At 65.3% G+C, this 23,798-nt stretch carries 17 protein-coding genes; 7 read left to right on the forward strand and 10 right to left on the reverse strand.

All coding sequences use genetic code 11. The features are described from left to right. On the forward strand, window positions 1–267 hold a 267-nt coding region (locus tag C4U03_RS38620; protein ID WP_200827770.1), incomplete at its 5' end, for a transposase. 99 nt (window positions 268–366) lie between these two features. On the opposite strand, the gene C4U03_RS38625 is transcribed toward C4U03_RS38620, so the two are convergent. From C4U03_RS38625 to C4U03_RS38655, 7 genes are all read right to left on the reverse strand, one after another. After that, complete coding sequence (locus tag C4U03_RS38625; RefSeq protein ID WP_103944764.1) at window positions 367–2,208, reverse strand: relaxase/mobilization nuclease domain-containing protein; 1,842 nt, start codon at window positions 2,206–2,208, stop codon at window positions 367–369. After that, on the reverse strand, window positions 2,205–2,786 hold the full coding sequence (locus tag C4U03_RS38630) for a hypothetical protein (protein WP_103944765.1): 582 nt from the start codon (window positions 2,784–2,786) through the stop codon (window positions 2,205–2,207). The genes C4U03_RS38625 and C4U03_RS38630 overlap by 4 nt, the downstream gene beginning before the upstream one ends. Then, window positions 2,783–3,193 carry a hypothetical protein gene (locus C4U03_RS38635; protein WP_146087693.1) on the reverse strand — a complete coding sequence of 137 codons (411 nt, stop codon included), beginning with the start codon at window positions 3,191–3,193 and terminating at the stop codon, window positions 2,783–2,785. The genes C4U03_RS38630 and C4U03_RS38635 overlap by 4 nt, the downstream gene beginning before the upstream one ends. A 1,208-nt stretch (window positions 3,194–4,401) precedes the next feature. After that, window positions 4,402–5,025, reverse strand: a complete 624-nt coding sequence (locus C4U03_RS38640; RefSeq protein ID WP_103944767.1) for a phosphatase PAP2 family protein — start codon at window positions 5,023–5,025, stop codon at window positions 4,402–4,404. A 3-nt stretch (window positions 5,026–5,028) separates the two neighbouring features. After that, a complete protein-coding gene (locus tag C4U03_RS38645; RefSeq protein WP_103944768.1) occupies window positions 5,029–6,234 on the reverse strand; it encodes an MAB_1171c family putative transporter in 1,206 nt (401 codons plus the stop codon). After that, a complete protein-coding gene (locus tag C4U03_RS38650; protein WP_103944769.1) occupies window positions 6,204–6,683 on the reverse strand; it encodes a ParH-like protein in 480 nt (159 codons plus the stop codon). The genes C4U03_RS38645 and C4U03_RS38650 overlap by 31 nt, the downstream gene beginning before the upstream one ends. Window positions 6,684–6,951: 268 nt before the next feature. Continuing rightward, window positions 6,952–7,431: an XRE family transcriptional regulator gene (locus C4U03_RS38655; RefSeq protein ID WP_103944770.1), complete on the reverse strand. Its 480-nt coding sequence runs from the start codon at window positions 7,429–7,431 to the stop codon at window positions 6,952–6,954. Window positions 7,432–7,546: 115 nt separating this feature from the next. Between C4U03_RS38655 and C4U03_RS40230 the strand changes: the two genes are divergently transcribed. Beyond that, on the forward strand, window positions 7,547–8,530 hold the full coding sequence (locus C4U03_RS40230; RefSeq protein ID WP_146087694.1) for a hypothetical protein: 984 nt from the start codon (window positions 7,547–7,549) through the stop codon (window positions 8,528–8,530). Here the strand turns inward: C4U03_RS40230 and C4U03_RS38665 are convergent. Both C4U03_RS38665 and C4U03_RS38670 read right to left on the reverse strand, forming a co-directional pair. After that, the gene (locus C4U03_RS38665) at window positions 8,504–9,355 is read right to left on the reverse strand and encodes a hypothetical protein (RefSeq protein WP_103944772.1); all 852 of its coding nucleotides are present in this window, start codon (window positions 9,353–9,355) and stop codon (window positions 8,504–8,506) included. The two genes, C4U03_RS40230 and C4U03_RS38665, sit on opposite strands and share 27 nt — an antisense overlap. Before the next feature lie 951 nt (window positions 9,356–10,306). Continuing rightward, window positions 10,307–10,762: a very short patch repair endonuclease gene (locus C4U03_RS38670; protein ID WP_268817586.1), complete on the reverse strand. Its 456-nt coding sequence runs from the start codon at window positions 10,760–10,762 to the stop codon at window positions 10,307–10,309. Between the two features lie 311 nt (window positions 10,763–11,073). Between C4U03_RS38670 and C4U03_RS38675 the strand changes: the two genes are divergently transcribed. Next, entirely contained in the window at window positions 11,074–12,177 is a 1,104-nt protein-coding gene (locus C4U03_RS38675; RefSeq protein WP_103944774.1) for a DNA cytosine methyltransferase, read from the forward strand. Window positions 12,178–12,241: 64 nt separating this feature from the next. Here C4U03_RS38675 and C4U03_RS38680 read toward each other — a convergent pair whose 3' ends face one another. Then, window positions 12,242–12,994: an NgoMIV family type II restriction endonuclease gene (locus tag C4U03_RS38680; protein WP_103944775.1), complete on the reverse strand. Its 753-nt coding sequence runs from the start codon at window positions 12,992–12,994 to the stop codon at window positions 12,242–12,244. 170 nt (window positions 12,995–13,164) lie between these two features. Here C4U03_RS38680 and C4U03_RS38685 point away from each other — a divergent pair, with 170 nt between their 5' ends. The 4 genes from C4U03_RS38685 (at window position 13,165) to C4U03_RS38700 (ending at window position 23,792) form a co-directional block, all read left to right on the forward strand. Then, window positions 13,165–13,821: a hypothetical protein gene (locus C4U03_RS38685; protein ID WP_103944776.1), complete on the forward strand. Its 657-nt coding sequence runs from the start codon at window positions 13,165–13,167 to the stop codon at window positions 13,819–13,821. Window positions 13,822–14,200: 379 nt separating this feature from the next. Beyond that, a complete protein-coding gene (locus C4U03_RS38690; protein ID WP_146087695.1) occupies window positions 14,201–18,778 on the forward strand; it encodes a DEAD/DEAH box helicase in 4,578 nt (1,525 codons plus the stop codon). Beyond that, window positions 18,775–20,634, forward strand: a complete 1,860-nt coding sequence (locus C4U03_RS38695; protein WP_103944778.1) for a UvrD-helicase domain-containing protein — start codon at window positions 18,775–18,777, stop codon at window positions 20,632–20,634. Before C4U03_RS38690 ends, C4U03_RS38695 begins: the two co-directional genes overlap by 4 nt. Next, on the forward strand, window positions 20,631–23,792 hold the full coding sequence (locus C4U03_RS38700) for a helicase-related protein (protein WP_103944779.1): 3,162 nt from the start codon (window positions 20,631–20,633) through the stop codon (window positions 23,790–23,792). Before C4U03_RS38695 ends, C4U03_RS38700 begins: the two co-directional genes overlap by 4 nt. The last annotated feature ends 6 nt before the right edge of the window (window positions 23,793–23,798 follow it).

Consider the following 23,798-nt stretch of genomic DNA (forward strand, 5'->3'; position numbering starts at 1 on the left):
TCCTTCATTCCGTTCCTGGCGTTCCCGGCCGAGATCCGCAAGATCGTCTACACCACCAACGCGATCGAGAGCCTGAACGCCCGGTTCCGCCAGGCCACCCGCCGACGCGGGCACTTCCCCACCGAGCAGGCCGCGCTCAAGGTCCTCTACCTGGTCATCCGCCAGCCGCTGAAGAACCGGCCGAACGTGACCGGCAGGACGCCCGGCTGGAAGGCCGCGCTGAACGCCCTGTCGCTGCACTACGGTGACCGCATCACCGTGAACTGAAAGCTGATCACCGCCTCACCCACAGACTTTCAGACAGTCCCCGTAAGGAAGGCCGGTGAGGGCAACCGCTGCCGTGTGGTGTCCTCCGCCGCAGGTGGTTCACCGCGATGGCCCGTGGCGTCTGTCCTGGCTTTGGGATGGCGTCGATTTCCGGCGGGAGGCGATGGTTGTCGGGCTGGGCGGAGCCCACGGTATTGGGAAGTTGGCCATTGCGGGTTGGGGGAGTGTCGGTGCGCGGTCGGGCTCAGTAAGCCATGGAGTGGGGTTCTGGGGGGAGGCGTTGGCGTGATCGAGGTGGTGGCGTGTTGAGTGGGCCGCTGTGGCTTGGGCTGCGTGGTGCTGGGCCTGGCGGAGCTGGGCGATGGTGTCGATGAAGGTGATCAGGTGGGTGATCAGGGTCATGACCGTGGTGGTGGTCGGGTCGCCGAGGGCGCCGGTCATGGCGAGAACGCGTGCGGTGGTGCGGAGGGCGTCGCCGGCGGGGGTGGGACGGGGGATGCGGGCGTAGGGGGTGCGGGCGGCGCGGTCGTAGGTGTCGGCGGCTTTGCGGAGGTGTGGGTTGCCGGTGGCCTTGGCGGCGATGTGCAGGATGTCGGAGGCAGCCCAGCATGCGTCGCTGGCGGCGTGTGGGTTGGTGGCGAGGTGGCGGCGGACCTGGGCGGTGGCGTAGGCGGTGGCGCGGGCGGCGTCCTCGTAGATCGCTTGGCGTTCCAGGAGCGTTAGGTCAGGGGTTTCCTGGTTCGGGTGACCGTGGGGTGGGCCGGTGGTCCAGCGGCGGTGCAGGGCGGGCAGGGTGAGATCGTCGGCCAGTCGGCCCCCGCAGTACCAGACCGGCCGCCCGTCGGGGCCGGTATGGCCAGGCAGGGTGACGGCGTAGCCGGTGATCTGACCGGGATGGAGCGTGCTGAAGCGGTGATGGACGAGTACCCCGGTCCTGTGTAGATGTTCGAAGAACTCCTCGGTGGTCCGGGACCGGTCCGCGGCCTGGCGGACCATCGTCCGCAGAACGGTCCGGGCGGTCCGGGGGGACAGGTGCCGTCCGGTTACCGGATGGTAGTCCGCGGACTGCGGACCGGTGCGCGGACCGTGGTCCGGACGGGCGGTCCAGCGGGGGCGGAGTTTGGGCAAGGTGAGGTCGGGGGCGAGTTTTCCGCCGCCGTACCAAATGGGCTGTCCGGACCGGTTGACGTCGCCGGGCAGGGCGACCGCGTAGCCGGTCCGCTGGTCCGGATCGCGGCGGCTGAACCGGACTCGGACCAGGACGCCGTCCTCGGCGAGCCGGGCGAAGAAATCCGCTTCGTTGCAGGCGGCGGCTGCGGCGGTCTGTACGTGGCGGCGTAGCACGGTACGGGAGGGCTCTGGGCGGCCGTGGCGGTGGGCCTTTTCGGTCTCGCCGCGTTTGGGTCGGTGGGCCGCGGTCCGGTCCGCCGGTGCGGTGCGGACCAGTCCGTACCGCTCCTCGACCGCCTGGCAGGCGGCGCGGATGCGGTAGCCGTCGTTCCATACGTCGGGGCGGGTGCCGTCCAGGCGGGCCAGGGTGGCCACGATGTGGATGTGGTCGTCGGCGTGCCGGACCGCGATCCACCGGACCGCCTCCAGATCTCCGTCCGGAGCCAATCCGACGTGGTGCATGATCTGCCGGGCGATGTCGCCCCACTGCTCATCGGACAGGACCGGGTCGTCGGGGTGGGCGCGGACCGGCAGATGCCAGACCGGCCGCGCATGGTTCCGTTCCCCGAGCAGGGCCAGCGGCTGGGTGAGCAAGGCGTCCAGTCGCCGGAAGTCGCGGCTGCCGTCCGGCCGGAGGGCGGGCTCCAGCGCTGCCGGGGCATCGAAGCCGGCGACGATATGCGGGTTGCGGTGCTCGTTGTGGCGGCCCGGTCCATACAGGTAGCGGATCACCCCTTGGACGCGGCGTCCGCGCAGTACCTTGGCGATCACCGTGCCGCCGGGTCGTCCGGGTTTTCGTCGTCCAGGTGGCGTTCGTCGAGCGACCGGAGCCGGCGGGCCCACAGCCGGTGCCGGTCCTCGACGATCGCGCAGGCGTGCGGGACCTGCAGCCGGTCGCGTGACAGGTACAGTTGCCGGCCCTCGAAACCGTAGAGGCACATCACGATGTGAATGTGATCCTCGGCATGCCGGATGGCGGTCCAGGGCGCGATGGACGCATGGTCCTCGTCATCGATGGCCACTCCGTTCTGGATGGCCACCTCCAGTGCCACCTGGCCCCACTCGTCGTCGCTGAGCACTCCCTCGCCGGGCCAGGTCCGCAGCTCGCAGTGCCAGATCGGCTCGGCCACCAGGTCGTCGCGGTCCTTGGGCGGCTGCAGCGTCCGGATGAGGAAGCCGCAGTCCCAGCTGCCGTCGGCACGTGGCTCCGGCTCAAGGAACGGTTCCAGGAAGAGGTCGGGGTATCCGCCGACCAGCCGCGGGTTCTCGTGTCGTTCGCCCTCGCCTGGACCGAACAGGAACTCGATCAAGGCGGCCACGTCGACTATTCGCTCGATGGATCCGATCATGGCAGCCGCCTGCGGATCTCTTCGGCCAGCTCGTCCAGGTTCTCCACCGCCGCCGACGCCACCCGCGCATATCCCTCCAGCGCGCCGGTGGGCCGGCCGAGGGCGTGCAGCGCCGCCACCGCCTGGTTGAGGTTGTTGCCGATCCGGCGGACCTGCTCGGCCGCCCGGATCACCTGGCCCATCAGCTCCCGCAGCGGCGTCCACTGCGGCGGATCGGCGCCTTCGGCCACCGCCACCAGCACCTGGCCGGCGTAGGCGGCCACCGCCATCTGCTGCCGTTCGGCGGCTGCGCACACCGCCGCGTACTCCGCCTCGGTGAACGGCACTCGCACCCCGCGCGAACGCGGCTCCTTCTGCCGACGCCGCCGGTGCCCCTGGCGGCCCATGCCGTTGTGCTTGGCCGTCATCGGCACCTCGCACTGTGGGAACGGACCGCGCTCGGTCCATCTCCTCGCCCCGCCTGCTCGGGTGAGGAGATATCCACAGCCCTGGGCCGCGCTGGCCCAGGGGCACATCGACCATATGGAGCATTACTTGCTCCGCGCAGCGGCAGGTCTCCGCCCACAGGTGAGGAAGGGTGACCAGGGAGAGAACGAGTACGCCCATGGATGGTGCTCGGGCCTCGCCGGCCAGGTGGCCGGGGCGTCCATCCGTCGCGGCTGGCGGGATCCAGGGCGGGCCATCGCCCGCGTCCGTCGACCGCCGCCGAAGGCATGCCAGGTGTGATGACCCTGAACGAAAGCCTCCGCCGCTTCGGTCCGCCAGAAGGCGCACGGCGCGTCTGCGTTCCGGCGCGGGGGCGGCTGCAACATGGTGTTCGGTTCTCCCGGCCCGTGGCATGGCCGATCCCATGGCACCGCCGTTGCGCTGGATACCGGTCGATGGCTCGTCCCCGATGCCGGATCCATTGCAGCCGACCGATGGTCGGGGCGCCCGGGATGTTGGCAATGGTGCGAATGGGAGGCTTTCCCCGGAAATTCAGGGCCGGTTCATCTCCCGAGAGACCTGTCCTGCTATGGGTCGATTCCTGCTTTGTATCGGTGCTCATGAATGTGCGCCTCCAGAAGAAGGAAGTAACGGATCATCCTGCTTTCCTTTCGGTGGACGATGCGGACAGGCCGTTCGGTAGAGGCCTGCATGCGGTCCGTGGCGTCAGTTGACTCGGTTTACGCTCTGGAAGAAGCCTGCCATAGCGCACGAGGAGATCGCCACTATGGGCGTACGGGAATCTTCATCCGTGTCGCCAGGGCACGGGCAGGAAGAGTGTCTTCACGTATGGTGATTTGGCGGGATTCTCCTAACTCCCTGTCTCCACGAATCTGAGGCCTTCAATGCGGATGATCGCCTGGCGGTGTCGAGGATATGGAGGAGGTTACAGCCGCCTCATTGCTCGGCCTCTCGGTGATGCGGGCCCACCGACACCTGGACCGGCTGCTGCACCCGGCCGGTGCTCGTACGGAGAGACGCTCAGATCAGCGGGCTCTTCGGACTTCCACGAGGCCGGTCCAAGGGGGCCGGCGGCTACGTCGGATCAGTGCCATGTGGCCGCTCCGGTGCCCGAGCCGACCGCCGCCCCCGCCGGTTCGCAGACCTTCTGGAGCAGCGCGGAAACGACTCAGCGTACGAGCAGGAAGGGGACGGTGGCGGCCAGCGTGCCGATGGGGGCGCCCAGCAGCACCTGAAGGGGCGTGTGGTGGGCGAGCTTGACGCGCGACCAGCCGATCAGGACGACTATTGGCGACAGGGCGATCAGCACGGGCCCGTACACGATCGCCAGGATGGTGACGGCAGCCGAGGCCACACCGGTGTGGAAGCTGACCTTCCAGAGGGCGGTGATCGGAGCGGTGACCACGAGGCCGCCGAGCATCGCCGCCTCGACGGCCAGGACGTCCGCCGGCGCGTTCAGAACGTGAAGTACGAAGATGCCGGTGACGACCATGATCAGTGAGAGCACGAGGGGAATGACGCGCTGCTCCCGCGTGGTCAGATGGTGATCGGTGTACCGGCCGACGATGACGCCGGCCACGATCACCGTCATCGGCCCCATGCTGGCGAACGCCGCCCCCAGCAGGCCCCAGGCCACCCCCCGTTCGCCGGTGCTCCATCCGACGGCCAGGAACAGGCTGATGATCAAGACCCAGGGCGCGAAGAGCTCGGTGACGGCACGGGCCGTGCGCGCCTGCCGTCCGGCGGCGACGCTGATCCGGTGGTCGGCCTCGGTGGTGGTCAGATCGGACACGTGTCACCTTCCAGTGGCCTCGGTTGCTCGGCTGTCGGCCACGTGCGAAGGCGGCACCAGCGGGGAGATGAAGGCGACGGTGACCTTCTCCAACCATGCCACTTCGCTGGCCAGGTCAGGCCCCACTTGGTCTTTCATGTCAGTGAGGACTGCATCGCTGCTCCGCCTGCCGAGGCGTTTGGCCGCCAGGGCTGCGGCGAGCACTGTCCCCTCGACCGCGGCTTCGAGATCCTGGCCGGTGAGTCCTGCGTTCTGGGCGGCTCGGCGAGCCTGTACGGCGAACGCATCGTCTCGGTAGGGGCTCAGGGCCAGCTGCGCGTCGCGTATCTCGATGACACGGCGGTACAGCTTCTCGGCCACTCCCTGCTGCTCGGTCGGGAGGACGACCTGTGGCACTGCCTGGACCAGCGGCCTCCACAGCGCCTCCAGCCTCCGGTAAGAGCGCCACCGCTGAAGATGCTCGGTCAGCGCGGCGCCCCATGCGCCCACGGTGAGACCGGCGACGATGAGGAGCGCGGCCAGGAGACCCAGGGCGGGCCCGACGACGCCCTCGGTGCCGATGGTGGGCAGCCCCCAGAAGCGGCAGAGCGCGAAGGCGGCCTTGTAGAGGCAGTACAGCAGCCCCAGCGAGCTCCCGACGGCGATCAGCCGCAGCCCCAGCCGCAATGGCCCACTGCCGGCATGCGGCGCGTACCGCCACGACAGGCGCAGGGCGTCGGCCATGACGAGGCCCAGGTACGACAGGTAGATCAGCAGGTAGGCGACGACAGGTCCCCTGTGGGCGTGAACGTTGACGAAGTCCGTGCAGTCGGGGGGTTGTTCGGTCAGCATGAGCACGCCCATCGGGATCACTGCACCCGCCAGCAGGGCGATCCGTGGCCTGATGTCCGGCGCCGGTGAGCCAGGGGCGCGGGTGAAGTGGGCAAGGACGATCTGGATGCTGCAGCCGGCGGCTAGAGTGCAGCTGTTACCGACCCACCGGGCCAGGTCCTCTACCCCGGCCACCCGATCGATGACGGTTCGGGAGGAGTCGGCCAAGACAAGGAAGGCCAGTCCCAGGAGGCCGAGGGTGAGGCATGTGCCCTGCAGAGCCGGTGATGCCGGGGCCCTGCGCAGGTCGCGTGCCTTGTAGGCCGCTGCTGTCCAGCACGTGGCTGCGAGCAGGTAGTAGAGGTGGTTCACCGTGGCCGCCCGCTGGGGCGTCCCCAAGCGACCTCGACCCGGTCGAGCACCGGAGAGCCGGGGTCGGTGGCATCAGGCGGTGGCGGTGTTCGGCGTGCATCTCCGATGAGCAGGGATGCGAAGGTCTCCGCTTCGCATTCCTCGTCGGTGGTGTAGGAGGCTCGGCCGAGGACCTGCCGGACCAGCCGGGGGTCGAGACCGGGGAATAAGGCCGAACCGAGTTCGAGGGCTGTCAGGCCGCTTTCGTGCTCGAAGAGCATGTGCGCGACCTCGTGAACGATGATGTGCTCTCGATGGAGAGGCGTTGCGCCGGGTATGTAGAGGATGTAATCGGTAGTGGCCGTCTCTATCAGGGCGCCGCACGGGAGGTCGGGTGTGGCCCGTTCGAGAGAGATCGGCTCCAGCCGGATCCGGCGACCACGCCAGTCCTGGAGGCGGTTGATGAACTGCTCGGCGTCGAACGGTGAGGGGATCACCTCATGCCGTCGCAGCCGCGCGATGAGGTCGGTGCATCTGCCGGTCAGGGTCTTCGACCTTCGGGATCCTCGCGACTTTGCCACCCCCTTGGTCCCTTGAGCGTGGGCGATGCGGAGGCTACTGGCGAAAAGCCTCTGCCGACGAGTACTTGACCTTGGTATGCCGGTGCTTTCCATTTCTTTGACCGGGGAAGGCTGGGAGAAGGTATCTTCCGACGGGGCCGGAGCATGTCTTGGCCGGCCGTTCGTATCGAGCATGGCGACGACATCAGGCTTGCCGCCGGTCGGTGCCGCTGGCCGAGCTTCGGGCCGACTGTTCAAGCCGGGCCGTCCTGATGATCATCTCTGCCACCAGTTCCTGACCTTCCGGGGACAGCTCGAAGAACGCCCGGAGCTGGGCACCGCGCACTCCGGTGTCCCGCAGCATGCCCAGGAGCCGGATCTGGCTCTTCATCTCATCCCCGACGTTCTCGTCGAAGAAGTAGCCCGGGTTGACGCCGAAGAATGCGGCAAGCCCTTCCAGGACCCGCTTGGTCGGATTGTCCGACTTCCTGGTGCGAAGCTTCCATAGCGTGTTATGCGAGACCTTCTCCCCGGTCAGCCGTTCGATGCCATCGGCGACCTCCTGCAAGGAGTAGGGGCCGCGGTTCGCCGGATAGATGGTCTTGAACAATAGATCGATCTTGTCCGCCAGGTCGGGATTTCTGTCGGGCTTTCCCTCCTCCTCGCGAAGTGCCTCGTTCGTCATGTGTGTCCTTTCCTGTGTTCGTCTTCGATTCAGTACACATGATGGAAGCTTCTCCGTGTGGTTGACAACACCATCGAGACCTTCCTAGTCTCACGACCGTTCGAATCGCTCCAAGGTGAAGACGGCAGAGGTGATCCACAGTCAAGTTGACGTGCCGATCCGGTCGCGGGACCGCTCGCCCGGATTCGACGGCGCCGGTCGGTGTCACGTCGGCCTGAATGGTTCATCTTGCTCAACTCTGGGGGTTGTGGTGGCAAGACTGCATTCGGTTTCCTCGCGCCCCGGCCTTGCCGCACTGATCCTGGGAGGGGGCTTGGTCGGTCTCTGCACGATCTATGCATATATGCGGGCCGCTTCGTCCTCGGGGGCGGAAGCCTGCTCGCGGAACCGGCTGTGGCGAAGGCCCCCGACGGCCACCAGCGGCTTGGAGTCGCACGGCCGCTGTCCATGCAGCGCTCACCAGGCCGGTGCCAGGCCGTCAGAGGCAGCGGATCCGGCCGCCCTGGCATGGAGGCTCGGACATCCGGCCGGCGCCGGCATCACCGGGACGGGCGCCGCCGGCTTCCTGCGCGCCGTCCTCGTCGAACTGCTCGACACCGGATCGGACCGGTTCAAAGTGGTGATCGGGCGCGCCGAGCTGAACCGTCTCTTCGGCGACCACGTCGACGACGTCCCCTGGCGATCGTTCTTCCCGCGACTGCAGGTGTGCGAGCTCCTCGAAGACGCGATCGAACATCTGGAGACCGAGATCTGGATGACCGAAGCAGAGATCACCAACTCCGACCTGCTCCGAGGAGACCCCAGAAAGAACTCCCGCACCTACTGGTTCGCCACCCCAGGCGCAGACTCCGACGTAGTCCTCCAAGCGCTCCAGTCGGCCGACAGCTACAATCTTGCCGGCCTCATGGTCGGCCTATGGCCACATGGCCGCACTTATACTCTGGGCGACGAAGATCCCTTGCTCGGAACTGCCTTCGCACCAACCCAAGCGGTGCCTCTGATGACCACCACTGAAGCGGTATCCCGACTTCACGCCGCAGTGCGCGGTTCACAGAACCTTCACAGCGGTCGGTCATGTGATCCCGGGATGGCCCGGTGAGCGCGCGCCCGCCTTGCCGTACTGCCGTTTCAGCAGGTCTCCCACCTCGCGAATATGGCTCGGCCTGGCCAAATGCACGATCCCGAACTTATCGGCGGGTGGGAGCTCGATCGTCTCGAAGGAGAACGGTGGAGAAGCAGTGGCCAAGATGCTCTCGGGGCGCGGCTTGCGTCCTCGGCTTTCACCCTGCTTGTACTTTGGATTGCCGATGTACAAGCTCAGTACGGTGCGGCCCCACCAGGCATCCACGCGGAACAGCGCATCGGCGAGAGGGTGGAATCGAACGTCCACGCCTCGTCGGCGAAGCGATGCGATGACGTGGATCTCCCGTAGGAAGGAGTAGTAGGAGTTCCCGACACGCCATCTCACGGATTTGTATATCTGCTCGTGACTCCAGCCACGCTTGTTCAGTTCGCCTCGAAGCTGTTGTGCAGGCTCCCAGAGCATTTGTCTGGCCTTGGCTTCGTCGTGGCAGAAATGACGGAACCTCTGCCAGGTGGGCACTTGGCCGAGCGTCTCGAGCGCGTAGTGGAAAACGTGTACGAAGGCGTAGTCGGGCTCCCAGTCCACGACGGCTCCGATCTGCTCGCCTTCTTGACGTTTGATATCGCCCAACGCGTGCTGCTCAGGGTCCTGCAGGTCTCGGACGCGTTCGATGTCCTCCGGCTCGATCTGATAGAGGACTCGGGTGCGGTGGGCCAGGACATGGGGAACCACGGTGTGCTTGCGGGACCCGTTGGCCCATTTGTCGAACTCGGCTCGAGCTTGTGGGGTGACGTTGAACAGGACGAGAACGTCGTCGGCGGTCGTCGTCGGCAGGGACAAGTGCGTCTCCTCAATCAGGGAGGAAGATCAAGTCCGGCTTGTCCTAAGCTAACGATCTTGTGCATGGCTGCCGGTGTAGTGTCGGCTGCAGAGGAGCGGACGTTGTGCAACACTGCTCAGTTGGCCGCGTGGCTTGTGGCTGATCGGTGCGAGAGCAGGGTCGTAGCCGTCTGCACGAGGTCGGCGAGGTGGCGGCGATGGGCGAGTGCGTGCCGTTTCCTCAGATGAGCGATGCCGTGTCCTGTCCGGAGTGTGCCTCGAGGAGCGCGCGTGGCTATGTGGCGCGTGACCTGCTCAAACCGCTGCGAGGATGTTTGCGAAGTAGTGCAGCGGTGTCACTGTCTGCCGCCGGTCTGTGTAGCCCAGGGGCACTGGTGGCCAGCACTGGCCAGGATGTGCATCGGCGACCTTGATACGAGCAGGCCGACCGGGCCAGAACAGCGGGCCTGGATGATGTCGGTGCAGTCGCCGGGCCGCTCTGGCTGGCGAGCAACAGGTGGCAGTCGGTAACGGGGAGGTCATGAAGTGACGTTCCGCCTCAGCTTCCAACTGAGGCGGAACGGTTCAGGTCTGGCTGCTCGGCCGCCGGTCTGTGGACCCGAACTCCTGTGGCATCCAGGGGCACGTTCTGTGCTCTGCTGTTGGGAGGACAGTGACCGTGGAGAGCGCCCGCAATCGCACCCCAGGCGTGACAGTGCAGCAGCACTCGGCAGGCTCACCGCACGAGGCGAGGCTCGACGGCAAGCACAGCCTGGTGCCGCTCGTGTCACGCGGAGCCGATCTCCGTGAAGCTCTCTGTGGGCGCCGTAGGTGTCGAACCCGTGATCCGTTGGTCGCCGACGACCATCGCACGCACCACGAGTTGCACCGCACGGCCGTGACCAACGATCGAGCCGTCGGCTCACCGACGACCATCCACGAGTTCGTTGAGAGGCGCCTCCGGCGATCTCCTCATCTTCCGGCTTGTGTCGGTTGCGGTCGATTGCGCCGAGCGTGGACCTGCTCGGCAATGTGCTCGGCGGCCTCGATGGGATCTTCGTGCTCCCAGACTCGGATCACCAGCCATCCGGCTTCGGCGAGCAGGCGATCGGTCTCGGCGTCCCGATCCCGGTTCCGCTGCACCTTCTCGGCCCAGTACTCGGCGTTGGTCGCCGACTTGGTGTGATGCTCGGGACAACCGTGCCAGAAGCAGCCGTCCAGGAAGACGGCCACCTTGACCTTGGTGAAGACCATGTCGGCCGTGCGGCGGATCGCCGCCAGCGGGCGCGCGGACACCCGGTAGCGCAGGCCCAGCGCGTGGGCCGCCCGGCGCAGAGCCATCTCGGGTTTGGTGTCGCGGCTCTTGTTGCTCTGCATGCTGCGGCGAACACCCGGACTAGAGGCCTTGGTAGGACGAGCAACCGACATGTCTCCACGGTACGGATGATCGACACGCCGCGCGGAGCGATCGGTGCTACCAGCGGGCTCGGAGCGGTCTTCGGGGAACGCCAGGCCGAGGTGACGTGCTCGAACAGCCGCAGCACACTGAGCGGACCTTCGCTTCCGAAGCGATGTGCGGTGCCATCGGGCGCCCACAGTTCGAACGTGGTGGCGATTGTGTCATCACACGGGTGTATGACTGGTCGAGTACGGCTGTCCATGTCACCGCCGCATCACCGGCAAGCCGACCACGTTGGACACCTATAGTTACATCAGCGTAGTCCCGTCACGGAGGTGGCATGGCCAGGGGAGTCATCCGCACGGTCGACCTGTTCGCGGGAGCGGGCGGGTTGAGCCTGGGCTTTGAACTGGCCGGCAAGGGCTTCAAACCGGTGTTCGCGGTGGAGATCGACGATGCGGCGGCGCGCACGTTCAAGCACAACTTCGATTGCCACGTCCACTCGGGCCCGATCGAAGACGTCGAGGCCTTCCCATCCGCCGATGTGATCATCGGAGGGCCGCCTTGCCAGGGCTTCAGCCCACTGGGGCGCGACCGCGACGACGTGAGCCGTGCCCAGCTCAACGAGCTGTGGCAGCAGTATCTACGGGCCGTGCACCAGATCAAGCCGCGGGCCTTCGTGATCGAGAACGTTCCGGAGTTCCAGAAGTCCGCCCAGTTCGCGCGGCTACTGCAGCTGATGCACACCGACCCGGAACTGAAAGAGTACGGCTACGGCTACAGCGTCCTCAACGCCGCCGACTACGGGGTTCCCCAGCGACGCCGACGCGGCATCTTCGTCGCCGTCCGCGGCGTCCCGCAGGTTCCCTGGCCACCTCCGCCCACCCACGGTCCCGGCTCCCCCGACAAGAGACCGTACGTGACCCTGCGGGACACCATCGCGGACCTGCCCGCCTACCCCGAGCACACCGACATCGGCTACGACGAGCGGGGACACCAACTACTGCACTTCCGGCGCAACCCCACCGCCAAGTCACTGGACAGATACCGGGCCATCCCCGAGGGCGGCAACCGCTTCGACCTTGCGAAAAACCGCCCCGACCTGTTGCCGGACTGCTGGAAGAACAAACCGACCGGCACCACCGACGTGATGGGGCGTCTGTGGTGGGACAAGCCCAGCTACACCATTCGCACCGAGTTCTACAAGCCGGAGAAGGGGCGCTACCTGCACCCCACCGCCGACCGCCCGATCACTCATCGCGAGGCCGCGCGGCTGCAGTCGTTCCCCGACCACTTCATCTTCGAAGGCAGCAAGATCCAGGTGGGCCGGCAGATCGGCAACGCAGTCCCTCCGGGGCTCGGCAAGGCCATCGCCGAACACGTCTACAACCTTGCCTTCGACCCTGAACGCACTGACGAGGTCGAATCCGACCGCCTCTTCTGACACCCTCGGCGCCTGCCGGGAGCAGGGACGGACCGTCGGTTCGGTGGTGAGCCGGTGCGGGAGTTCACCACTGGGCAAGGGTTTCGGGCAACTCCTTGTAACTCAAGAGCCTGCGTTGCTCCACGCACTCTTCCCATGCGTCCTTCTGCGCGCTGTTCCCATGGACGCGCACGGAGGCGTCCAAGGCGTCGAAGGCGATGTGGTAGACGGCGTCGACCTCGCCAGTGCCGCGAGCGATCGAAGCGAGCCGGCTGGGGAGCGGCTCGGCGGTGACGGTCACCAGATGCGGCTGGCGTCCACGCCGATGCCGGATCATCTGGTTGCACTCGTGGCGGATGTTCTGCACGCGGTCCGAACGGATGGTCCACTTGCACGACACTGCACCGTGCAGAAAGGGCTCCGAGCCCAACACCGCCAGATCCACGATGCCCACCGTCACGTCCGGCTTGATCAAGTAGTCCTGGCCGATGGTGATCCGCAGCTCTGCGCTGTCGCGCACCAACTCATCGACGCGGCGCAGATGAGCGTACTGGGCGAAGTCGGTGATCAAGGTTCCCCGGCGCACCTGCCAGGCCCGATGAGAGTTCAGGTGAGGAAGGGCCTCGGTCAGGTGCCGGCGGACGTGCTCCTCCAGTACCGGCCCCGGGTCCGTGGGGACCTTCCGGTCGTCATTGGGCACCAGCCCCAGCTCTCTAAGCATCCCCTCGGCCAGGATCACGGACTGGGCACTGTCGGAGTCGGCACAATTCGGAACGGGTCGCTTACCACCCCTCGGTCTGCGCCAGCCGAGGAGCTCGGGAGCGAAGGCGGCCGTCATGCTCCGAACCGTACTTGATCACCTGTCCCTCGGGGGAGGCATGACCCGCAAGATGCGATCCCGGGGTGTCCCCCTTGCGTCCTGTGCCACAACTCTGTGATCCGTTGGCGTGGTGGGGGCTGCATCGGGATGATGGCCTATCAGCCGGTCCTTGAGGAGCTATGAGGGGTATGACGTCGTCGCCGCGGTCGTACGAGAAGGAACTGGACGGGATCGAGCGTGCGCTGGAGAGCGCCCTCGAAGCGGTGCGCGGTGTCCCGCGCGAAGGACTCACCGCAGCTCAGTGGCTCGAAGCGGCGGCGGAACTCGGTCGGCTGCAAGCCGATGCACGTGAAGCGTCGGGACGGGTACGTCAAGCACTGCTCGGATCGGCGCGCACGGCACTGCTGGCCTATCTGCGAGCCCATGCGGGACAACCCGTCGAAGCCGACGCCCTCGAGGGCGTGGCCGCCATCCAGGCCTGGACTCGACGCATCCGTGAACTGCGCATACCGTTCGGCTGGCAGGTGGAGAGCGGTACCTGGTCGGCGGACATGCAGAAGGACCAGTACCGGCTCGTCGCGGACCAGCTCGGAGAGGAGGTCTCCCGCGACGAGGAGGTCATCAAGGCGATCAAGGGCAAGACCTCCAAGGAGCGAATCCTCGAGTACCTACTGCACTTGAGCCCGTGGCCGGCCAGTCCACAGCAACTGGAGCGGGTCGCCGGCGCCCCGACCTGGCGCCAGGACATCCGTGAGCTGATCGAAGAGGGCTGGCTCATCCGCTCTCACGAAGAGGACCAGGACCTCGCCCCTGGGTTCTACCGGTTGGCGAAGCTGGAGGAGTGACCTCTCAATCCTGTTCGTTGTCGGGCATGAACTCGGCCTGGGGCCAGGTCACCGCCACCCTGACGCTCAGACCCGAACACAGTATCGATTCACTGTCTGCATCAGCCTCTCGTTGAGAGGTTCAGCGCCTGTGACCAACGCTTCTTACATAAAGTGAGGAGCGGGAGAGCCTACGACATCGCAGCATCGCCGTCTGATCAAGCGACACTGTCAGTGGGCATCGCTATGTTCTCCGTCCGGTCCATGGCCGTCCCCCTGGAAGGAGCCGTGCCCTGTGGCCACTTCGCAAGATCTCTCGGCTACGCGTCCCTGGGAGGGGCGAGAGAGCGCGGTGTCGAGAGTCGTGCTCGACCAGTCCGAACGATGCCTTCGATCGTACGTGGCCAACCCCACGCTGATCGAAGAGCACGCCAACATCGAGCGATCGACCACCCAGGGCGGATACGGTCACCGCCAGCTCTATGAGCTCGTCCAGAACGGTGCGGACGAGCTGCAGAAGGAACCAGGGGGCGGGATCCAGGTGGTCCTGACCCGAGACGCGCTCTACTGCGCGAATCTCGGAACGCCGATCACGCCGGAAGGCGCCGAGACGATCCTGGCCTCTCACCTCTCACGCAAGCGGGGGACCGAGATCGGTCGATTCGGACTGGGGTTCAAGTCAGTACTGAGCATTTCCGATTGGCCTCAGTTCTTCAGCCGAAGCGGATCGTTCGGGTGGGACGCGGCTAGGTCGCAGGAACAGATTCGTGAACGAGTCCCCGGTACCGGGCCGACGCCGGTGCTTCGGATCGCTCACCTCCTCGACCCGGCGGAAGAGCAGAGGTCCGATCCCGTCCTGGCCGAACTTGCGAAGTGGGCGACTACGGTGATCCGACTTCCACTGCGTGACGGCCATTCGGATCGGTTGGCGCGGGACATCAAGGATTTTCCTGCGAAATTCGTGATCTTCTCCCCTCATGTGGGGGAGGTGATCCTTGAAGATCGACGTGACCCGAAGAGCATCGTGCGCAGGGAGATCTATGTGCGCGGTGAAGGTGATATGCGGATGCTCTTCACTGATGAGGGAGGAAAGACCGAGACCTCCGAGTGGATGGTCTTCGAGAAGATCCATACTCCTACTGCTCGGGCCAGGCGAGAAGCGGGGGAGTACCACGATCGCGACAGGATTCCGCTGGCCTGGGCGGTCCCCGTCAAGGGGCAGCAGGGACCCGGTGAGTTCTGGGCGTTCTTCCCCACCACCTACGCGACCACGCTGCGCGGTGTGCTGAATGCGCCATGGAAGACCAACGAGGATCGCCAGAACCTGTTGAAGAGCAACTCGTTCAATGAGGAGCTCATGCGGGTGGCGGCCGAACTCATCGTCGAATCGCTCCCTGCTCTCGCTACGCCCGAGGACCCGGCGCGATACCTGGCCCTGATCACCGCCAGAGGAAGAGAAGCTCGTAACTGGGCCGACGATATGCTCACCGAACTGGTCTATGGGACGGCCGCCCGTATGCCGTCGCTTCCGGACCAGGAAGGTGTTCTCCGCCGCCCGGCAGAGATCAAGCTTCACCCTGAGAGGCTCGACAAGAAGTGGTTGGACCGCTGGGCGGGTTATCCGGGGCGTCCGATCGACTGGTGTCATCACTCGGTCGAGGAGACGACCCGCAGGTCCCGAGCCGAGATCATCCTCGAGCGGGCCGGGCGAGGGCCTGCGAAAGTGAAGTTCTGGTTGGAGGCGCTGGTCTCGGACGGGTCGGCTGGGGCCTCTGCGGTCGCGCTGTCGATCGTCGCAGACATGGTGCATCAAGGACATCCTCTTGCGGACGAGGCAAGGCTCGCTCGAGTGCTGCGCACTGAGGACGGCATTATGGTGGAGCCGCTGGCCGATACGGTGTTCCGGCGCACGCCGTTGGATTTCGATACCGGTGACCTCACCTTCGTCGACCCGGAACTGAACGAGGATCCTGCCGCCGGGTGGGCGCTGAGCGTGCTCGGCATCCGTGAAGCGGATTCGCTCGGACGTTTCGCCGCTCTCGTCCGCAGGAGATTCCATGGTTATGGAAACGATGACTGGGAACGGTTCTGGGCGCTGGCGCGATCGGCCGGTGCCGACCAGGCAGTCCGTCATCTGACGGAACAGAGGATTGACAACAAGACCCTCCGAGTCCGCACTGGAAGAGGTGATTTTCGGCCTCTTTCGGAGTGTCTCCTTCCAGGCCGAGTGATCCCTGCGGGGAGTGAGGAGGATGTAACAGTCGTCGTTGACGCAGAATTCCATCGGCCTGACATCGGCATGCTCGAGGCCTTGGGTATGACGGACGGCCCCCGCGTGGCAGTCGACCCTTCGTCGGAGAGATGGTTCTCTCAATATCGAGAACAGGCGATCGGCGCCTACTACAAGACTCTTCCGGCGGATGTCAGTAGGCCCCAAGAGCACAACATCGTAATGGAAGGGCCTGCCCCTGCCGGTCCGTTGGGAATGCTACCTCGGCTGAGCCCCCAAGCGAGATCGCGATTCCTCATGGCCATTCCTTCGGTCGGTCTGGAGTCGACCTGGAAGGTCTATGCGAAGACACGACGCCATGATCGGGGAGCCGTCGTTCAGTCTCCGTTCGTCTGGATGGCCAGACGTCATGGAATGGTACCCACGACCCGCGGTCTCCGTCCGGTCAAGCAATGCGTCGGACTCGGCCTTAAAGAGTATGGTCGGCTTTTGCCGGTGGTCGAGGTAGAGGCTGCACTCGCCACCACACTTTCATTGCCCGAAAAGATCGAAAAAATCTCCGGTGAACTATGGCGGGTCTTCCTCGAAGAGGCTTTTCAGAGCGAGGACGCCGAGTGGCTCGGAGCCTTCTATGCACTGGCCGAGACCGACTTGTCCGCGCCCTCGGAGATCCGGTGCCGTACACGTGACGGGTGGCAGGTCCATGGTCCTGCCGAGGTGGCGGTGGCGGCAGATCGCGGCCAGTACGAACGCTTGATCGCTCACGACGTACCGGCCATCCTGGCACCGGACGCCGAGGCGGCTGCTCGCCTGACGGAGGGCTGGGGTCTGAAGCCCTACGGGGAGGCCCTGGTCACCGAACTTCGGACCGTTCCCGCCGGAGCGCCGACCCCGCTGGAGGACGTATATCTCCAGCTACGGCACCTCTCCAACCGGCCGCTGAAGGGTCTCTCGCTGCTTAGATGCAGCGAGCTGGAAGAGCTCATCCGAACGCCCAAGGGCCGGATTTCACGTCCTCTCCAAATCGGTCGTGACGAGGAGACTGTCTACTACCTGGGCGATGACGACGATCTCATGCTGCTGCGGGAGATCAACAAGCTGCTGGGGCTCGGTCTCTCGGAGGAACGCTGCAAGCAGGTCCTGCGCCACCGTGAGGAGGCGCGCAAGACCAAACGCATCGTCGATGTACGGCGACAGAAGGACGACGCCGACAGGTTGAGGACGATGTTGCCGAGTTCGGTCATCAAGGAGAAGCTGCCCGAGGGCCTCGTCGACCATGTAGAAGAGGAGGAAGGGAAGGCCGACGACCGCACCATCGCCGAACTCGCGCTGTCCGTTCACGGCTCTGGGCTGTTCCGCGAGTACCGACCCGAACTCGAAGAAGCGGGCTTCACCCTTCCCTCGCAGATGGCCGGTGGCCATCAGGCCCGCACTTTCGTCACCGACCTCGGCTTCTCTGCAGAGTTCGCCGGCTTCAGCAGACCGTCGCTCGACCCGACGGTGACCGTTGAGGGTCCGGTGGACTTCCCTCCGCTTCACGACTACCAGGAACGCATGGTCGAGCGTTTGGCGGAGGTACTGCGCAGCAGGCCCCCGTTGCGGGGGATGCTCAGCCTGCCGACCGGTGCGGGCAAGACCCGGGTGGCGGTGGAAGCGATCATCCGGACCATGCGAACGCTGCGCGAGGAGAGGTCGTCGACTCCGATCCTCTGGATCGCGCAGACCGAAGAGCTCTGCGAGCAGGCCGTTCAGACCTGGCAGTTCGTCTGGCGCGCCACCGGGCCCGCGCAACGACTCACGATCAGCCGGCTATGGTCGGGCAACGAGGCCGACCCGGTCACGAGCGGGTTCCATCTGGTCATCGCCACCGACGCGAAGCTCGAGAAGATCATTGAAACCGATGCGTACGAGTGGCTTCGCAACGCCCAAGCGGTCATCGTGGACGAAGCCCACACTTCGATCAGCTCTCGGTACACCCAGGTGCTCAGCGCGATGGGACTCACGCCCCATCGCACACGCTGCCCGTTGATCGGACTCACCGCCACCGCCTTCCGTGGCAGCGAGGAGGAAAGCGATCGGTTGGCCGCTCGCTATGGCAGGAACCGACTCGACTATGACCGGGACGGCAGTTCGATCCTCGGTGAAAACCCCTATCTCACACTGCAGAACCTGGGAGTGCTCGCACGTGTGAGGCACACGGAGCTCAAAGGCGCCGACCTCCAGCTCGATGCGGCCGAACGGGAGAACCTGGAGAAGCTGCGCCGGCTGCCGGCGAGCGCCGAGGAGCGATTGGGCAGGGACACTCGACGCAATCAGACGCTTCTCCGGCAGGTCGAGTCGTTGCCGAGCGATTGGCCCGTACTCCTTTTCGCCACATCCGTCAACCATGCGCGGACCATGGCGGCCTTGCTGAACCGAAAAGGGATATCGGCCAGTTCCGTCTCGGGAGACATGGACATCGGGGTCCGGCGCCACACGATCGACCGTTTCAAGCACGGAAACATCCGAGTTCTGACGAACTATGGTGTCCTGTCCCAAGGCTTCGACGCGCCCGCCACCCGCGCGGTCATCGTCGCGCGTCCCACCTACAGCCCCAACGTCTATCAACAGATGATCGGGCGAGGTCTGCGTGGGCCGCGCAACGGAGGCAAGGAGGAGTGTCTCATCATCAACGTTGCGGACAACATCGCGCAGTACGGTGAGGAACTCGCGTTCCGGCAGTTCGACTACCTGTGGAAGCAGTCATGAACATGACGGACCGAGCGGTTCTGACCGCCGAGCAGCTCAAGATCGCCCAACAGCCCTGGGAGGCTCGAACGCTGGTCACGGCGGAAGCGGGCAGCGGCAAGACCTTCTGCCTGATCCATCGATTGGTCTACCTGGTGGAAGAAGAAGGGCTCGAAGCCGCCGACCTTCTGGTGCTGAGCTTCTCCCGGGCCGCCGTACGGGAGATCCGTGACCGGCTGGCGGTTCACGGAGGCTACGCTCAGGACGTCGATGTGCGCACCTTCGACTCCTATGCGACCTGGGTCCTCGCGGAGACCGATCCCGACGGGAGTTGGCAGTCGACCGACTACGATGGGCGGATTCGAGCCGCCACCGACCTGATACGAAAAAGCGAGGACGCCTCCGACCTGCTCAAGGATCTTCGGCATGTGGTCGTCGACGAGGTGCAGGACCTCGTCGAAGAACGAGCTGATCTCGTTAAGGCGGTCATGGAGAAGGTCGATGGCGGTTTCACTCTCTTGGGAGACCCCGCCCAGGGGATCTACAGCTTTCAAATCAAGAACAGAGAGGAACGCATCCGAGGTGCTGCTGCGCTGTACGAATGGATCCGCGGCGCGTACGACGGTGACTTGATCGAAGCCTCACTGACGGAGAACTTCCGCGCTCGCACAGCGGAAGCGCAAGTGGCGCGGGCTTTCGGACCTCCCCTTGGGCTACCGGACGCGGACTACAGGGCCATTCAGCGGAACCTGCGGACCGAGTTGCTCGCACATGAGGGCGGCTACCTGGGCAGTCTGACCGACGCCGTCCCGGTCCTCCAAGAGGTGACCTCTCCTACCGCAGTCCTGTGTCGTAACAACGGAGAGGCTCTGCTGATCTCCCGGGAGTTTCATCGACACGGAGTTTCGCACCGTCTTCAGCGAGCAGCCCAGGACAGGGTAATACCAAAATGGGTGGCGGAGATCTTCCTTCGATTCGATTGGCCGCGTCCATCCCGTGCGGATGTCATGAATCTGTTGGAGTCCACCCGACTTGGGGACGAACTGACCGCCGATCTCGCATGGGACTTGATCAAGAGGGTCGACGGGAGTCCTCACAACCGAGCGGCACTGGATCTGAATGCGGTCAGAAGAAACCTTGCTCGAGGAACGGTTCCGGACGAGCTCGTACGACAGGCGCAGACGAACCTCGTGGTGTCCACGATCCACCGGGTCAAGGGCTTGGAGTTCGATCAAGTAGTCGTCGTTGATCCGGGAGACGCCTCAGACGACCCCGTCGATCAGGCTGAAAGTGCCCGTACACTGTACGTCGCGATGACCCGACCCAGAGACCGACTTCTTTGGGTCAAACCCGTAAGCTCCCTATCCAAGGCGCATCTCAAACAGATCGCAGACGACAGATGGGCCGAGTGCGGTTACGGGAAGTACCGCAACAGCCGGTTCGGGATGGAGGTCCGCGGTAGCGACGTTCATTCCGAGGATCCTGCGGGAACTCTCGGTTATTTGAGTGATCCGGAGCGAATCCAGTCCTATCTCTTCGAGAAGGTCCCTGATGGCGCTCCGGTGTCACTGATCCGCTTGGACGAGTCTGATCACCAAGCTCCTCCTCGCTATGCGATCCAACATGAAGGTATTCACATCGGGATCACCTCCGAGAGCTTCGGTTGGGCGCTTCACCGGACGCTGAAGGTCGGTCCGAAGTGGCGAGTGCGTCGGTGGCCGCAACGCATCGAGTACGTGCGGGTGGACTCCGTCGAGACGATCGTCGGTTCCGAAGCCGCCGGAGCCAACGCGGGTCTCGGCGAGTTCGGCGTATGGCTGCGGCCTCGCATCAACGGGTTGGGCGGTTTCGTATGGGGCGACAAGGAGAGGGCATGAGCGGTAACGGATTCGATGAGCATTACGCATTCCGTGCAGAGCTGATCGGCCGGCTGTCCGTCGACCTTGTCGGACCGGCCGATCCTTCCGCCGTCGAGGTGATCGGCGACCGGCCGATCACGAAGTACGCCGCAGGCGTGCTCTTCCCTCAGATCAAAGAGCTCGTCGGCGAGGAGACTCCGCTCGATGACGAGTTGGAGGGCAAACACTCGGACATCGACGCGGCCCCCGACCCTGCGGTCGCCATGGCGAACGTCCGATACCCGTCGTCCATGGGGATGACCTTCGCGGTCGACAGCAAGATCACTCCTACGGTCACCATCACCGCCGACGTGGCCCGTTACGTTCCGGAGACGACGGTCACTCCGGTCAAGAAGAGATCCACAGAGGTCGAGGAGGAACGCTGGCGGCGCGTTCCGCAGGCCATCGAACCGCAGTCCATCGCCCTCCTGACACCGGGGCGCATAGGGCTGCCGCTCATCGAGGGCCTGGAACTCGTCGTGGTGACGAGGCCGGTCGATGCCGAGGGACACGTCTCGGTCACCGTGGCCCTGCTGAACAAGTTCAAGGTCGCCCAGGGAGCAGACCGCGACAGTGTCGCGTTCTTCCAGCCCCGGCTCATCGCCACGGGCCCCGCAGGGACGGCCCCTTTCGTGGAACGTCCCGCTCCCGGCACTCCCGACGGGGACGAAGAGCTCGACTCCTATCGTCTCCTGTACCGCCACGCGCCCACCTTCGCGACCGGTCACGGCTGTGCCGTCGAGTGGGAATACACCGCGAACGCCGTCAACTCTGTGACGGGCTCCGGCGGTGCCTCCTCGATACGAACGACTTTCGTCCCGAAGTACGATCTCTGGCTGGCCGACTCGAATCCCGCCATCGACACTGCACACCTCGGCATGCGCCACCTGGCCACGGCGCCCGCCGCAGAGGTCGTCGAAGCTCTCCGCGGACTCACCCAGGGCTATCGAGCGTGGATCCAAGACCGTCGTACGGACATCCGGGAACTCCGCCCTCAGGACCTGGCCGAGATCGCATCCGGGCATCTGGATCTGTGCGAAGAAGCCTGTGACCGAATGGACGCCGGGATCATGGCCCTGTCCGATGAGACGGTCATGCGCGCGTTCAGACTCGCCAACCGGGCCATGGCCATGCAGCGAGCACGAACCGACTGGTTGCGCAGCCCGGATCGGTCGTCCATCGAGCCCGACGAGTCGACAGGGGTCTGGCGCCCCTTCCAGATCGCCTTCCTGCTGCTGTCCCTTCGAGGGATCGTGGACAAGGACTCGCCCGACCACGAGATCGCCGATGTGCTGTGGTTTCCGACCGGTGGCGGTAAGACCGAGGCATACCTGGGGCTGATCGCCTTCACCGTCTTCCTGCGCCGACTCAGGAATCCGGCCAACGGCGGCGGCATGACGGTCTTGATGCGCTACACCCTGCGCCTCCTCACCGTTCAACAGTTCGAACGCGCAGCCCTGCTCATCTGCTGCATGGAGTACCTCCGCCGAGCGCAGCCCTCCGACCTCGGCCCGCGGTCCGAGATCTCGATCGGCATGTGGGTGGGCCAGGGATCCACCCCCAACACCCTCGACGACGCCAAGAAGACCCTCCGGAAGCTCGTCAACCGAGAGGAGGTCCAGGACAAGAACCCAGTCCAGATCCGGTCCTGTCCGTGGTGTGGGACCTCCCTCGGCCCTCGCAACTACAAGATCACCAATGACAGTCTGGTGATCGCCTGCGGGACGGAGGCCTGTGAGTACAAGGACGGGCTTCCCGTGCACGTGGTCGACGAGACGATCTATGCCGCCCGCCCGACTCTCATCATCGCCACTGCGGACAAGTTCGCGAGCATCCCATGGAGGCCGGAGACCGCCACACTGTTCAACCTCACCGGCACGGAACCTCCGCCGGAGTTGATCATTCAGGACGAGCTGCATCTGATCTCAGGTCCTCTGGGAACTCTTGCAGGACTGTACGAGGCAACGGTGGACCGGGCCGCCAAGCGACCGAAGGTCGTGGCGTCCACCGCCACCATCCGCCGCGCCGAGCGTCAGGGGCGGAGCCTCTTCGACCGCGAAGTGCGACAGTTCCCGCCGCCGGGCGTGGACGCTCGAGACTCCTACTTCTCCGTCGAGACCCGTCCGGAGAACAAGGCCAGCCGGATGTACGTGGGCCTGATGGCCCCGGCGACCAGCCAGACCACGCTCTTGGTCCGCGCATACGCCGCCCTGCTGCACGGCGCGAACGTGATCGAGGCCGACGACAGGACCAGGGATCCCTACTGGACGCTTCTGGGTTACTTCAACAGCCTCCGGCTGCTCGCCGGCGCCAAGCTCCAGGTGCAGGACGACGTCACCGACCGTCTCGGGCTGCTCGCGCAGGCTCTTCAGGAGAAGAAGCGCGAGATTCAGTGGGACATCGAGCTGACCAGTCGCGAGCCGTCCAGCGCGATCCCTCGACATCTCCAGGACATGGCGAGGTCACTGCCGGCCCCGGCGGTGGACGTGATCCTGGCGACCAACATGATCTCCGTCGGCGTGGACGTCGATCGCCTCGGACTCATGGTCGTCATGGGACAACCGCAGTCGACCTCGGAATACATCCAGGCCACCAGCCGTGTCGGCCGCAGGTGGCCCGGCCTGGTGGTGACGCTCTTCAACGCCGCCCGTTCCAGGGACCGCTCGCACTACGAGAGCTTCACCGCCTATCACTCGGCGCTCTACCGGCAGGTCGAAGCGACGAGTGTGACTCCCTTCTCGGCTCGAGCACGCGACCGGGGCCTGCACGCCGTGGTCATAGGGTTGGCACGGCTCCTCATCCCGCAGGCCCGCCCGAACCAGGCGGCGGCCGCCATCGGGGACTTCGAGGAAGAACTCAGAGACATCTGTGACAAGGTGCTCGAACGGGTCGGACGTACCGCCGGTCAGGCCGAGCGGGACGCGACTGAGAAGCAGATCGACGAGATCATCGAACAGTGGCTGCTCCGTGCCGAAGAGAACCCCGACCTGCTCTACAGCGACCACAGGAGCCCGGGCGACGGTCTCTTGATCGATGCCGGGCGCTACGACGAGACGAACGATGAGATCTCCGAGACGCTCCCCACCCTGTGGAGTCTGCGAGACGTCGACGTGGAATCGAAGTTCTACCTGCTCTAGGAGGGC

Source organism: Thermomonospora echinospora, assembly GCF_900108175.1.
Lineage (GTDB): Bacteria > Actinomycetota > Actinomycetes > Streptosporangiales > Streptosporangiaceae > Thermomonospora > Thermomonospora echinospora.

Excerpts from the sequence above, each read along its gene's own strand:
- C4U03_RS38655 (WP_103944770.1), bottom strand. The coding sequence starts at position 7,431 with ATGACGAACGAGGCACTTCGCGAGGAGGAGGGAAAGCCCGACAGAAAT.
- C4U03_RS38670 (WP_268817586.1), bottom strand. The coding sequence starts at position 10,762 with ATGTCGGTTGCTCGTCCTACCAAGGCCTCTAGTCCGGGTGTTCGCCGC.
- C4U03_RS38685 (WP_103944776.1), top strand. The coding sequence starts at position 13,165 with ATGACGTCGTCGCCGCGGTCGTACGAGAAGGAACTGGACGGGATCGAG.
- C4U03_RS38695 (WP_103944778.1), top strand. The coding sequence starts at position 18,775 with ATGAACATGACGGACCGAGCGGTTCTGACCGCCGAGCAGCTCAAGATC.
- C4U03_RS38700 (WP_103944779.1), top strand. The coding sequence starts at position 20,631 with ATGAGCGGTAACGGATTCGATGAGCATTACGCATTCCGTGCAGAGCTG.
- C4U03_RS38630 (WP_103944765.1), bottom strand. The coding sequence starts at position 2,786 with ATGATCGGATCCATCGAGCGAATAGTCGACGTGGCCGCCTTGATCGAG.
- C4U03_RS38675 (WP_103944774.1), top strand. The coding sequence starts at position 11,074 with ATGGCCAGGGGAGTCATCCGCACGGTCGACCTGTTCGCGGGAGCGGGC.
- C4U03_RS38635 (WP_146087693.1), bottom strand. The coding sequence starts at position 3,193 with ATGACGGCCAAGCACAACGGCATGGGCCGCCAGGGGCACCGGCGGCGT.
- C4U03_RS38680 (WP_103944775.1), bottom strand. The coding sequence starts at position 12,994 with ATGACGGCCGCCTTCGCTCCCGAGCTCCTCGGCTGGCGCAGACCGAGG.